This window comes from Streptomyces sp. NPDC002868, assembly GCF_055563295.1.
This window is the reverse complement of the sequence record NZ_JBVHDR010000010.1, coordinates 12,197-25,352: the sequence shown is the minus strand read 5'-3', so window position 1 is coordinate 25,352 and position 13,156 is coordinate 12,197. Positions and strand designations below refer to the sequence as shown.

Sequence of the window (13,156 nt, the reverse complement as noted above, 5' to 3'; positions counted from 1 at the left end):
GGATTCCTTCCTCGATGCAGGGGCGGCTGGTGTCCGGTGGCAGGTCAGCGTTCCTCGCGGAACAGGACGTGCTCGCCGAGAACGGCGTCGAACTTGCGCAGCATCAGCCGGTCGGGATTGTTCAGCCGGCTCTTGCGCGTCACGTACGTCTCGCCGGTCCCGGCGGACGACCGCAGGGTGATGACGGGACGGGTATTACTGCGTGCCATGCGTTCCTCCCGGCGCCTCACAAGCCCACCGGGGGTGGGGGTGAATGTCGCGTTCACGTCAGCGCCTGGTGATGTAACCGCACGGACCCCGGCGGCATTCCCGCCGTCGTCCCGCCCCGTGCCCGGCGGCATTCCCGCCGTCGCCCCAGCCCGTGCCCGCCGCCACGCCAGGCGGTCGCACTGTGCGACAGGAGGCCTACTGTCGCCGGGCGCGGCGCCGGACCAGCGCGGATGCGGCCACCGCGAGCAGCCCGAGCAGCGCGGCCATCCCGCCGACCAGGACTGCCTGCTTGTCCTCATCGCGCTCTGCGGATGCCGCGGCCTGCCGCTCGGCGGGCTCGCCGCCCGGCAGCGGCGGCTCTGCCGAATCGCCTGTCAGCACCAGGTCGGAGCAGGAGTAGTAGGTGTCCGGGGTATCCGAGTTCCGCCAGACCGTATAGAGCACATGGCGGCCCGTCTGTCCCGCCGGGAGCTGCCCCGAGATCCGGTACGCACCCTCCACGAGCCGGGGGTCGGTGGCCGTGCCGACCGGTTCCGAGGTGAGGTCGTCCCACCGCAGCGGTACGGTCGGATCGTGGCCCGCCTTGGTGAGATACAGGTGGAAAGTTCCCTTGTGCGGGATGGTCGAGAGGTAGGTGAGAGTGAACCGGGCACCAGCCGTCAGGGTCGTCGCCGGCCAGTCCTCGCGGGCGATGTCCAGGCCCTTGTACGCATCGAGGCCCGCGCTGCACAGCTGTCCGTCCGGGATGAGCTCCCGGTCTCTGCCCCGGACATCGGCCACCCGCAGGTTGTCCCACTCGTCGAACGCCACTCCCCCGTTCGCGGCGATGGCGGCCCGGCAGACCGCGGACTCGCGCTGCACCCCCTCGGGGCCGCAGGCGAAGACCCGGCTGACGGGGTCGGTCGGCGCGCCGTGGGCCTGCGCGGTCCCGGCGGCCGCGACCGTGAGGGCGACGGCAACGGCAGCGGCGGCGGCAATGCGATGGGCAGTCATCCGCGGCAGACCTCCTTGGTGGGCTCGGCAGCCTGCCGTGTATTACGACTTCGCCGGGCGGAGCGTTCACCGCGCGCGGCAGGTCGCCCGCAGGAGGCCTGTCCCCCAGTCGCCCGGGTACGGATCACCCGTGGCCGGTTCCACACCCGCGCCCTACCGGCCCACGACACCGCTCCGCTAGATCTTGACAGGCATAGACCTGTCCCCTGCCCACGGAGGTACGCACCATGACCCGAGGTCCGACCCGTGCCACCACACCAGGCAAGAGCCGGTTCGACGACATCTACAACGAGCCCGACCCCCGCGCCTACTTCCGCCGGCTCGCCCCACTGGAGTACGAGATCCCGCACCACGCGCAGGACGTCTTCCGCCGCACCCGCGGCGACCGGGCCGCCGCCCACGGTGGCGCGGACAGCCCCGTCACCGTCCTCGACCTGTGCTGCTCGTACGGGATCAATGCCGCGCTGCTCAACCACCACGTCACGCTCGCCGAGCTGTACGCGCACTACACCAGCCCCGAGGCGGAAGCCCTCACGACCGAGGAACTCATCGGCGTCGACAAGGAGTTCTACGCTTCACGGCGCCGCGCCGACGCGACCCCGGTCATCGGTCTCGACGCCGCCGACCGGGCCGTCAGCTACGCCGTGGCAGTCGGGCTGCTCGACGATGCCTACGCCGAGAACCTGGAGCGCGACTCGCCAGGACCACAGCTGCGACGTGCCGTCGCGGGCGCCGGACTGATCACGGTCACCGGAGGCATCGGCTACATCACCCACCGTACTTTCGAAGCCCTTCTGGAGTGTGCCCGGGTTCCGGTCTGGGTGACCGCGTTCGTGCTGCGCACGGTCCCGTACCAATCGGTGATCACCAGCCTTGCCCGCTATGGCCTGGTCACCCGGACGGACTACTCGCGGACCTATCCGCAGCGGCTGTTCACCGGCCCGGCGGAACAGCGCAGCGCCGTCGAACAGACCCTTCGCACGGGTTACGACCCCACCGGGCTTGAGATGGAAGGCCGCTACCACACCCACCTCCACCAGTCCCGCCCTGGGCCCCGCCCGGCGTGAGCGGGCGGGGTCCAGCGAGCGCAGGTCGGGCACAGAAACGGTCAAATCGCTAGAATCCGACCATGGGAGAGCGGCCTGTCGCGCCGACTGCGCCCGAGCTCGTCCTCGAAACCGATGCGGGCTCCATGGTGATGAGCCCGAGCCGGGACTATCACGTCGGGCGCGACCCTTTGAGCGACATCGTGATCGACGACGCCCGGGTGTCCTGGCACCACGCGGTACTGCGGCCCGAGGCCGACCACTGGACGATCGAGGACGAGGGCAGCACGAACGGCACCTACGCCGACGGTATGCGGATCCACGAATGGGGGATCGTCCCCGGCACCGTCATCCGGTTCGGCAATCCGGACGACGGCCCGCGTGCCGTTCTCGTCGACCGGAACCCGCCGCCCGCCGCGCAGGCGCCTGCCCGCCCGTCCGCCGTCTCCATGCCGTCGGCGACCGGCACCTTCCGGCAGCCGACCACCGTACGTCCGCTGTCGGCCCGTACCGTACGCATCGGGCGCGGACCCGACAACGACCTGGTCATCGACGATCTCGTCATTTCGCGGCGGCACGCGGAGCTGCGGGCGCTCCCGGACGGCACCTACGAGATCGTCGACCTCGGCTCTCACAACGGCACCTTCCTCAACGGCCGGCCGGTCGCCCAGGCCCTCGTCTGCCCCGGCGGCATCGTCGGTATCGGCCACTCGGCGTTCTGTCTCGTCGGCGACCAGCTCCAGGAGTACGTCGACACCGGCGATGTCGCGCTCGACGTCCAGGACCTGGCTGTCGCGGTGGACCGCGGCCGTAAGACCCTGCTCGACCATGTCTCGTTCCCCGTCGGCGAGAAGTGCCTGCTCGCCGTGGTGGGGCCCAGCGGCGCCGGCAAGTCCACGCTCCTCAACGCGCTGACCGGGCTGCACCCCGCCGACCAGGGCACCGTCCTCTACGACGGCCGCGACCTCTACCACGACTACGCGGAGCTCCGGCAGCGCATCGGCCTCGTACCGCAGGACGACATCCTGCACTCGCAGCTGACTGTGCGCCGGGCCCTTGGTTACGCGGCCGAGCTGCGCTTTCCGCAGGACACCGCGAAGGCCGAACGCCAGGACCGGGTGGCCGAAGTGGTGCGTGAACTCGGCCTCGAGCAGCGGGCCACCCAGCCCATCCACAGCCTGTCGGGCGGCCAGCGCAAGCGGGTCAGCGTGGCCCTGGAACTGCTGACGAAACCGTCGCTCCTCTTCCTCGACGAGCCGACCTCCGGGCTCGACCCCGGCATGGACCGCTCGGTCATGCATATGCTCCGCGGCCTCGCCGACGACGGCCGTACGGTCATCGTCGTCACGCACAGCGTGCTCAGCCTCGATGTGTGCGACCGGCTGCTGGTACTCGCGCCGGGCGGCAGGATCGCGTACTACGGGCCGCCGGACGACGCCCTCGCCTTCTTCGGCTTCGAGCAGTGGCCAGAGGCGTTCGAGGCCTTCGAGAACGACCGGGACCGGGACTGGGCGGGGACGTACCGCGAGTCCCCCTTCCACCGGCAGTACATCGCGAACTCCACCGCTCAGCCGCGCCTGCCGCAGGCCGAGGCGGACGGTTTCGTCGCGCCGCCGCCGAAGGCGCAGAGCTGGGGGGCGCAGCTGCGGACGCTGGTCCGGAGGTATGCGGCCGCGCTGAGCGCCGACCGGACCTTCCTGGCCATCATGATCGCACTGCCGTTCGTGATGGGCGCGATGGCCCGCGCCCTGGCCGGCAGCCGGCTCACCCAGGAGACGGCGATGAACGCCCTGCTCATCCTGTGTGTGGGTGGCGTCCTGACAGGCGCCGCCAACGCCGTGCGCGAGCTGGTCAAGGAGCGGGTGATCTACCGGCGGGAGCGGGCTGTCGGGCTGTCCCGGTCCGCGTATCTGATGTCCAAGGTCGTGGTGCTCGGCACGATCACGGTGCTGCAGGCGGTCGTGCTGACCCTCGTCGGACTCGTCGGCGTCGACCTGAACGCCCCGGGCGGTGAAGGCGTGCTGATGCCGCCGCTGGTGGAGATCACCCTGGCTGTGGCGGTGCTGTCGTTCACGGGGATGACGCTCGGCCTGCTGGTGTCCGCGCTGGTGCGCAAGGAGGAGGTCACCATGCCGCTGCTGGTGCTCCTCGCCATCATCCAGGTCGTTTTCTGCGGGGCGCTGTTGAAGCTGGACGGCGTTCCCGGCGTCGAGCAGCTGGCGTGGCTGATCCCGTCCCGGTGGGCGCTGGGAGCCATGGCTGGGACGATCGGACTGTCCAGGATCGTGCCGGGCAAGTTGACGGCTGACCCGCTCTTCGAGCACTCGGCGGGCGTGTGGCTGCTCAACATGGGGATGCTTGTGGTCCTCTCCGTCGTCTTCGGGTACGCAGTCGCGAAGCTCCTGCGCCGCCATGAACCCGCCATCATGCGGAAGTAGGGACGGGACCGCCGATGACGATCGAGGACTTCCACCCGACACATGTCGTCCCCCAGGACGGACTGCCCGCCTGGGAGGCACCGGACGTGTCCCGGCCGACCGAACCGCTCGACCCGCTGCTTCCGGTCCAGCTGGTCGACCGGCGCGGGGACTGGGGCCGGATCGTCTGCGCGAACGGCTGGTCGGCGTGGGTCGACAGCCGCCTGCTGGTCTCCGTACCGCAGGAGCCCCCGGCGGCCGGACAGCCATTGTCCCGCACGGCGGACCCGCGCCCGCTGCTGGCCCGCGCCGAGGAGTCGCTGGACCGGTACCGCCGCGCGGCGGAGGACCTGGCGGCCGGGCGGACGGACGGCGAGGCGTTCCGCCGCAGCACGCAGGGGCTGCGAGTGGGGATGGTCGTGGACGGCGAGTCGGTGTGGCTGTACGACGCGGAGCACGAGCGGTGGGTGTACTGCGACGGGACGCACCTGAGCACGTACGCGGCGCCGCCGGGCCCGACCGGGGCCGGGCCGCCGGAACCGAAGGCGGTGGCCGCCGGGGAAGAAGTACCCGGCACGGACGGGCCGGGGACGGACCCGCCGGAGCCTGGCGGAACGGCGGGCGCGGGGGCGACGAGGGTCGTCGACCCGGACCGGGGGGCCGGTGCGGACCGGCCCGGCAGTGACGTCTGATGGTCCGCGTTCCGCGCGATACCAGCCTGGCCGCCGGGAGGCCGTCCGAACTGCTCGGGAAGCAGATCGCGGGGTACCTCGTCGAGAGCGAGATCGGCCGCGGCGGCATGGCCGTCGTCTACCGCACCAAGGACCTCCGCCTGGACCGCACCGTCGCCCTCAAGCTGCTCGCCCCCGAGCTCGCCCGCAGCGACACCTTCCGCAAGCGGTTCACCCACGAGTCCCGGGTCGCCGCCGCCATCGACCACCCCCACATCGTGCCGGTGTTCGAGGCGGGCGAGACCGACGGCATCCTCTACATCGCGATGCGCTACGTCGCCGGTCAGGACCTCCGCGCCCTGCTCGACCACGAGGGCCCCCTCTCGGTACGCGTCGCGGGCCGGATCGCCTCGCAGGTCGCGTCCGCGCTCGACGCCGCCCACGACCACGATCTGGTGCACCGGGACGTCAAACCCGGCAACATCCTCATCGCGGCCGGGACCGACAGCGAACACCCGGAGCACGTATACCTCACGGACTTCGGCCTGACGAAGAAGTCGCTGTCGTTGACCGGGTTCACCACGGCCGGCCAGTTCGTCGGCACCGTCGACTACGTCGCCCCGGAGCAGATTTCGGGCCGCCCGGTGGACGGCCGGTGCGATGTCTACAGCCTCGGCTGCGTCGTGTTCGAGAGCATGGCCGGGACTCCGCCCTTCCAACGCGACGACGACATGGCCCTGTTGTGGGCGCACCAGCACGATCCGCCGCCGCCCCTGACCGAGCAGCGCCCCGATCTCCCGGCCTCAGTCGACGACGTACTGGCGAAGGCACTCGCCAAGTCGCCCGACGACCGGTACGACAGCTGCCTGGAGTTCGTCGCCGCGCTGCGTGTCGCGGGCGCCGGGCGCGAGGCGGGCGATCATCCGCCGACGCAGGTGGACATGCGTATAGCCAAGTCGGCAGGGGCACCGCTGCCGCCCCGCTGGGCGCGGCCGGCGTTCCCCGGCCTCGGCCCGGATGAGTGATCCGCGGTTCAGACTTCGCCCCGGCGACGCACGCGGGACGCGAGCATGCTGCCGAGGAAGCCGGTGACCAGCCCCCACACCACCGCCAGGCCGAGCGCCGACCACAGGTGCGGACGAAGCGTCACCTCTCCCGCCAGGTCGCCGCCGAGGTCGCCGATGCCCAGCAGGGACAGGCCGACGTGCGCGGAGATGCGGGCGCCGAGGCAGATGGCCAGGACCGTGAGCGTGAGCGCCACCGCCATGTGTACGGCGTGCTGCCAGGGCCGCATCCGGGCAGGTGAGCGGACCGCCATGACGAATGCGGCGCCCAGCAGCAGCACCGCCGCGATGACGAAGAGCAGCCACCAGGCCCGGCCGTCGTAGTCGGACAGCGAGCTGACATTGAGGGTGGAGTCCTCGGGAGTACGCAGCACCGAGTCCAGAACCTGCGGCATGGGCAGCCCGAACGGACCGTCCACCCTTCCCTCCCAGGAGGCGCCCAGACCGAGCGTCAGCCCGAGCCAGGCGAGGTTCGGCAGCCCGAGCAGGATCACGGCGAAGGTCTCCGCGGCATTGCCGCGGGTCGCCGCGACGACGAGTGCGATGACCACTCCCACGACGACGTAGGCGAGAAGCAGCACGACCATGGCGAACGCGGCCGGGCGCACCGACTCCTGGAAGCGAACGAGGCGCGCGGGGAGCGGAGCCTTGCGCGATACGAGCAGCGCGAGGAACAGCAGGCCCGCCAGCCACAACAGGCCGAAGACGAGGGTGATTGGGATGTCGGCGCGGAACCCGATCTCGGGGGAGGCATCCAGCAGATCCCCGATGTCCGCGATCGTCCCCTGCCCGAGCGGGATGTCGAAGCTGTGGCGGGCCAGGACCGAGAGGCCGATGAGAGCCGGCACCCACAGCACGGCCAGCCGGGCGGCCCAGCCGACGAGTTCGCGGCTTCCGGCGACGGCTCGGTGCCGTAGTGGACGGAGAAAGCCGGTGGCGATGACCAGGGCTCCGGCGAGGGTGACGGAGAGCGGCAGCACGTTGAGGTCCGCGTTGGTGCCGGCGATCAGTCCGGCGTCTCCGGAGAGTTCCACGGAGCCGCCGACCGCGATGACGGCGACGGCCGCGACGACGCGCGGGAACGCGCCCCCGGGCAGATCGGCCGCGCCCGCCGCCCATAGGCCGAGGGTGGCCGTGACGACCAAGGCGACCAGCCCGGCGAGCACCGCGACGAGGGCCTCGCCCCAGCCGTGGGAGACGCGCGTCGCGCGTCCCCGGTCGCTGGTCTGCTGCTGGCCCACTCTTGCCACGCTAAGCAGGGGTCCGGCGCTCCGCCCGCTGGGAGGGCCGACCGCGTCGGCTTGCGGGCCGTACGGGTACGGGGCACACAATAGGTCCAGCATGCGTGAACTGCGGATCTTTTTCGCTTTTATTCGCATTCACTGACATTCCTGTGCCCGAGTTTCCTGCGCTGAATCGTTCCTACGCTGGGAAGAAGAGCCCGTGAGTGCCCAACCGCCGCCGTCCGAACGCCCCACAGGACCTCCGTCAGGCCCGCTCTCGGGCCCGTCGCAGGATCGTCCTACACATGCCACGCCGCCGCCCGGCACCCCGCCGGGGCCGCCGAGCGGCGGAGGGTCGGGCGGCCCGGGCGGGCCCGGCGGGGGCGGACCGGCGAAGGGCTCCGGCGAGGGCCCCGACCACCCCTGGTGGCGGTCCGTCCCCAGAATCGCGACGATCACCGTCGCGATCGTCGCCGCCGTGGTTCTGACCATCGTCCTCACCCGCCCCGGGGGACGCGGCGGCACGGCCGCGGCCGCGGAGATCGTCAGGGACCCCGTCAACTCGTCGGGCGAGGCTCCGTTCACGCCCCCCTCGACGGCCGAGGAGGCCCCCTCCAAGGAACCGCCCGCCCCGCCGGCGACGAACCTGAACGGTTCGGATGCCGGCGTGTACGGCGGGACGCGGCAGACAGCCAGCTGCGACGTCGAGAAACAGATCAGATATCTCTCCGAGGACCCGGCCAAGAACAGCGCGTTCGCCTCTGTCGTGGGCCGAAGCCCCTCCCAGGTGCCCGGGTATCTGCGGTCGCTCACTCCCCTTCGGCTGAGCTATGACACCCGGGTCACCAACCACAGCTACAAGAACGGCGCCCCCACCAAGTATCAGTCGGTGCTGCAGGCCGGTACCGCCGTCCTCGTCGACGAACACGGCGTCCCGCGAGTGCGCTGCGCATGCGGCAATCCGCTGCAACCGCCGGTCAAGGTGGAGGGCAACGTCCGGCTGAAGGGCCCCACGTGGTCCGGATTCCAGCCGACGAAGGTTGTACAGGTGCATCGCTCCGTCAAGGTGATCAACGTCTTCGTCGTCTACGACCCGGACCACGAGGACTGGTTCGCGCGGGAGCATGGTGACCATCACGGCCGCTACGACAAGAAGGTCCCGCCGCCGCCCCGGCCCAGGCCGTCACACTCCCACTCCCCGCACACCTCCTCTCCGTCCAAGTCGCCGTCGTCGAAGCACCCGTCCTCGAAGCACCCGTCCTCGAAGCACCCGTCCTCGAAGCACCCGTCCTCGAAGCACCCGTCGTCAAAGCACCCGTCCTCGAAGCACCCGTCGTCAAAGCACCCGACTTCGAAATCCCCGTCGTCAAAGCACCCGTCCTCGAAGCACCCGTCCTCGAAATCCCCGTCGTCCGAGCCGCCGACTTCCGGGACCTCGTCCTCGAAGTCGGCCTCACCCGAGTCAACGCCGCCGTCGGACTCCGCGCCGGTGCCGCCACCGGCCGATTCACCCGCCTCCGAGTCCATGGCCTCCAGCGCGCCGAGCCTGCCCGTGGCCCCCGACGACTCTCCGGACTCGTCCTCGTAGCCTCCGCCCACCGGAGTACTGGAGACGGGCCCGCGGCGGGGTGTCTCAGCCCAGTTCGAGTGTGGTGACCCCGAAGGTGCGCTCGGCCCGGACCTCGGGGACCGGGCCGGCGTACATGCGCACGGTGTGCGAGCGCGCTTCGAGACCACGGGCCGTGGCCAGGGCCCCTGCGGCGTGCCGAGGTTCGGGGATGTCGATGGAGACCTCGCCCTCCGGGCCGACGTGGGCGGTGAGGGCGTCGAAGAGGGCTTCGGCGTCCTCGGGGGTGTCGGCGAACAGGGGCCCGATGCGGTGGCCGTCGAGTGCCGGGCGGATCACGCCGTAGCCGGTGACGCGTCCCTCCCGCAGGCGGGCGTACGCGATGTGGCCGGCAGCGGTCAGCCAGCGGCTGACGAAGGCGGGCCGCTCGGCGGGGAAGCACTCCCGGTCGTACGCCACGATCGCGTCGATGTGTTCCGGGGCCACGGGCACGACCCCCGCCGCCGGAGTGCCGGACCGCTCCGGGCGCCCGCCGTAGCGGATCGTGTCGTTGGCGGACTTGAACCCGGCGCGTCCGTAGGTGGCTTGCTGCGCGGGCACCGCGTCCAGGCCGATGGTGCGGGTTCCGGCATGCGGGAAGGCCGCGCGCCAGGTCGCCAGGCCGAAGCCCTGCCCGCGGTGGTCGGGATGGACCAGGTAATAGCCGAGGAACGCGTACTGCTCGGAGTACGTGACGATCGAGACGGCTGAGATCGGCCGGGCGCCCAGGCGGCCGATGAAGAAGCCCGCGGGGTCGGTGGGGTGGAAGCAGGCCACATCGCCGCGGCCTGGATTCCATCCCTCCTCGGCGGCCCACTCGGCCACTTGGTGCCATTCCTCCAACGAGGCGCCGGTGACGGTGAGTCCGCCCGCGCCGCCGGGAGGACTCCCGGCCGCGCGCTCGCTGGTGGAGTGTGACTGGGGGGCTTCGCCGAGGGGGTTCATACCTTCTGTCCGTCCCTTCAGATGGTGGCGGGAGCGGCCGCGCCAAGCGGCCTGATGGTGGCTGCCGCGCCGGTCAGATCAGGTCCATGGCGGCGACTTCGTCGGGGCTGCCGTAGCTGACCGGCCCCTGGAAGCGGCGGCGGGCGGTGGCGAACCACCACACCGTGGCGATGAGCAGTACCACTCCCAGTGCGATCGGCGCGTAGTTGAACGTGGCGGAGGTGATTGGAGAGACCTGGGGCAGCATGAACAGCACACTACTGATCACGATCCAGGTCACCGCGACACCCGCGACCAGCTTGCCGTAACGCCCCAGGTTCCATGGACCGGGCTCGAAGTCGTTCAGCCGCAGGCGCAGGAAAATAGGCACACCGTAGGCGAGGTAGAGCCCTACGACATTGACGCTCACAATGGCGGTGAAGGCGGTGTGGGACCACCAGGCCGGAATGATCAGCACCAGTGGGCATGCCGCCGCGAGCCATACCGCCTTGACGGGCGTACGAGTGCGCAGGGACACCGAATGCCACCAACGGGAGCCGGGCATCGCCCCGTCGCGGGAGAAGGCGAAGATCTGGCGGGTATTGCTCGTCATGTTGGCGAGGCCGCAGAACAGCATGGCGCCGATCACGATCAGTAGGAGCAGCTTTGCGGTGCCCATGCCAAGCGCATCGATGAGAATCTGCACCGGCGGCGCCGCCGAGCTCGCGGTGGCGGCGTAATCCCGGATCGCGTACACCAGAGCGAGCATGAGGATCAGACCGGCACCCGCGGAGTACCCGATGGCCCGCATGATGCCCTTCGGCGTGTTGACCGTCGCCTTCACTGTTTCCTCGGACATGTGGAAGCTGCCGTCGAAGCCGGTGAAGGTCCAGCTGGTGACGAGCAGGCCCAGCATCGCGGCGTAAATACCGTTGCTGAACCCGGTGTTGTTCACGAAGTGGGTCATGAATGACGCCGACTGGTGATGGTCGGGCACCACGGTCAGGGCGACGACGATCACCACCATGCCGATCAGCAGCCACCACACGGAGATCCGGTTCACCAGGGCGACCAACTGCACGGTGTACGTGTTGGCCAGCGCCTGGATCAGCAGGATCACCGCCGTGATGAGGACGGTGCGCTGCGCCGTCACCTCGTAGCTTGGCCACTGCATCGCGATGAAAGCCTGGATGAAGGTGGCGGCGGCGTAGCCGGTGGCGGCCGTTCCGCCCACCTGGCCGACGAAGTTCAGCCAGCCCGTGTACCAGGACCAGGCGCCGCGATGCCGCTTGGCGAGCTTGCCCGCGGAGAAGTACAGCGCGCCGCTGGTCGGGTAGGCGGAGGCGATCTCGCCCATCGCGGCCCCGACGAACAGCACCATGACCGATACGCCTATCCAGCCGAAAATGAGGATCAGCGGTCCGCCGGCTCCCATTCCGAAGCCGAACGCCGAGAAGATTCCGGAAATGATGTTGATGATAGTGAAGGAGATGGCGAAATTGTCGAACGCGCGGAACCGCCGGGTGAGTTTCCGCGGGTATCCCATGGCATGCAGTGTCGCGTCATCGTCGAGGGTGACGGGATCTGCATGGCGACCGGTTTTCGAGCGAGTGAGAGATGTGCGCTCGGACACAACCGCAACCTTTCTGATGGGGCGTGGGGGCGGTGGGTGAAAAGGGGACATCGGTGGAGAATCAGGCGGCGCTGGGGATCGGGAGTCCGCACGACCGTCTCGCTTTGGTCAACTGCTCCTCGGGGGCGCCGAAAGCGCTCCAGGGCATTCGGGAGGCATACGGACCCATTGCCGTGAATACTTCCCGCGCCTCGAATTCGCGCTTCGCCATGTACAGCGCGTGCGCCAGATACGACAGGTCGAGCACGGGGGTGAAGCGATAACCGGCCACCTCGGGAAACCAGTTGTTGTAGCTGCCAATGGCCGTTGTCAGCCACTGGGACTGCTCCCAGGTGCGGTCGGCAAGCAGAGCGGAGGCGTCGTAGTCCTCGACGAGGGCGACCAGCGGCAGCAGCCGCAGCGGTGAGGTGACCGGCGCCCGGTGGCTCAGGAACGAGGCGACGTCCCATCGCGCGCTCGCCGTCCCGCCGTGGCGGGTGAAGAAGAAGGCCAGAAACCGGTGGTGCGCCTCACGGTGCCAGGGGTCGAGCCGGAGGATGTGGGCGAACAGCTGCCAGGGGCCGGGCGGGGCGGTCAACAGCCCCTGCGGCGCGGGGTCCCGGGGCCGCTTGAGCCGGGACAGCGCCAATTGGGCCACCCACGGAGTGGGGTCACCGGGCAGCAGCTGCGCCGCCCGCTCGCACGCCGCATGTGCGATGCCTACGAGAGTGCCTGCCCGCCGGTCATGGGCGTCGGCCATCCGCAATGCCCGGAGCATCGCCACCCGAGCCCAGAGCAGGGCCGCCTCGGGGCCCGGCTCCTCGGCCAGCCAGCGCTCGGCCAGATCGGAGTCCGCCGCCTCGGAGGCCAGCACCAGCGACCGATGGGCTCGCACCTCGAAATCCTGGCGGGCATCCTTGAGTGCTTCGTGTGCACTGAGGTACCGACCCGCCTTCACATCGATACAGGCTCGGGCCAACTGGCGGTCATCGGCAGCCGGATGCCACACATACTGCCCCTCGAACGAGCCAGCAGCCACGAACCCCTCCCGTTCCCGCAGTCGACACGACCCATGCACTCATTCCGGCCAGGCAGAATTCAGCCGGATCCCATCCATAGATCCACCGGCAGCGAGCACACCCTACTCACCATCAAGTGGTAGCGAAAACAGTGGTCCGGAATATCTGGTTCCCACTCATTCAGGAGCGCGGACCGACTTCCGGCAGTGAGGCTTTCCGCTGCCGCATGTCGGCAAGGCATGTTTGGCATATGCCTTTCCTCGCGGGACATCCACGCGGATTCCAGGGTTGGTTGAATGATGGAAGATTGACCGCCGTCCAGGCGGGGCCTTTCCGTCTGCATCACCGCCGCCGTTGCGACGGGACTGCCC

11 protein-coding genes are annotated in these 13,156 nt (G+C 70.0%); 5 read left to right on the top strand and 6 right to left on the bottom strand.

The features are described from left to right. Positions 1–44: 44 nt before the first annotated feature. Entirely contained in the window at positions 45–209 is a 165-nt protein-coding gene (gene rpmG, locus ACZ3H8_RS27155) for a 50S ribosomal protein L33 (RefSeq protein WP_467406202.1), read from the bottom strand. Between the two features lie 196 nt (positions 210–405). After that, on the bottom strand, positions 406–1,203 hold the full coding sequence (locus ACZ3H8_RS27150; RefSeq protein ID WP_467406199.1) for a lytic polysaccharide monooxygenase auxiliary activity family 9 protein: 798 nt from the start codon (positions 1,201–1,203) through the stop codon (positions 406–408). 227 nt (positions 1,204–1,430) lie between these two features. On the opposite strand from ACZ3H8_RS27150, the gene ACZ3H8_RS27145 reads away from it, so the two are divergent. The 4 genes from ACZ3H8_RS27145 (at position 1,431) to ACZ3H8_RS27130 (ending at position 6,362) form a co-directional block, all read left to right on the top strand. Next, a complete protein-coding gene (locus ACZ3H8_RS27145; protein WP_467406198.1) occupies positions 1,431–2,270 on the top strand; it encodes a hypothetical protein in 840 nt (279 codons plus the stop codon). 62 nt (positions 2,271–2,332) lie between these two features. Then, positions 2,333–4,687, top strand: coding sequence for an ABC transporter ATP-binding protein/permease (locus ACZ3H8_RS27140; protein ID WP_467406196.1), 2,355 nt, complete (start codon positions 2,333–2,335; stop codon positions 4,685–4,687). Between the two features lie 14 nt (positions 4,688–4,701). Then, positions 4,702–5,358 carry an SH3 domain-containing protein gene (locus ACZ3H8_RS27135; RefSeq protein ID WP_467406194.1) on the top strand — a complete coding sequence of 219 codons (657 nt, stop codon included), beginning with the start codon at positions 4,702–4,704 and terminating at the stop codon, positions 5,356–5,358. Continuing rightward, entirely contained in the window at positions 5,358–6,362 is a 1,005-nt protein-coding gene (locus ACZ3H8_RS27130; protein WP_467406192.1) for a serine/threonine-protein kinase, read from the top strand. Before ACZ3H8_RS27135 ends, ACZ3H8_RS27130 begins: the two co-directional genes overlap by 1 nt. Positions 6,363–6,370: 8 nt before the next feature. Here ACZ3H8_RS27130 and ACZ3H8_RS27125 read toward each other — a convergent pair whose 3' ends face one another. Then, entirely contained in the window at positions 6,371–7,642 is a 1,272-nt protein-coding gene (locus ACZ3H8_RS27125; protein WP_467406190.1) for a streptophobe family protein, read from the bottom strand. 202 nt (positions 7,643–7,844) lie between these two features. Here ACZ3H8_RS27125 and ACZ3H8_RS27120 point away from each other — a divergent pair, with 202 nt between their 5' ends. Continuing rightward, on the top strand, positions 7,845–9,212 hold the full coding sequence (locus ACZ3H8_RS27120) for a DUF6777 domain-containing protein (protein WP_467406188.1): 1,368 nt from the start codon (positions 7,845–7,847) through the stop codon (positions 9,210–9,212). 45 nt (positions 9,213–9,257) lie between these two features. Here ACZ3H8_RS27120 and ACZ3H8_RS27115 read toward each other — a convergent pair whose 3' ends face one another. The 3 genes from ACZ3H8_RS27115 to ACZ3H8_RS27105 all read right to left on the bottom strand — a co-directional run bounded on the left by ACZ3H8_RS27115 (position 9,258) and on the right by ACZ3H8_RS27105 (position 12,805). Beyond that, on the bottom strand, positions 9,258–10,175 hold the full coding sequence (locus ACZ3H8_RS27115; protein ID WP_467406187.1) for a GNAT family N-acetyltransferase: 918 nt from the start codon (positions 10,173–10,175) through the stop codon (positions 9,258–9,260). Between the two features lie 73 nt (positions 10,176–10,248). After that, a complete protein-coding gene (locus ACZ3H8_RS27110; protein WP_467406184.1) occupies positions 10,249–11,700 on the bottom strand; it encodes an amino acid permease in 1,452 nt (483 codons plus the stop codon). A gap of 148 nt (positions 11,701–11,848) precedes the next feature. After that, on the bottom strand, positions 11,849–12,805 hold the full coding sequence (locus ACZ3H8_RS27105) for a hypothetical protein (RefSeq protein WP_467406183.1): 957 nt from the start codon (positions 12,803–12,805) through the stop codon (positions 11,849–11,851). Positions 12,806–13,156: the final 351 nt, after the last annotated feature.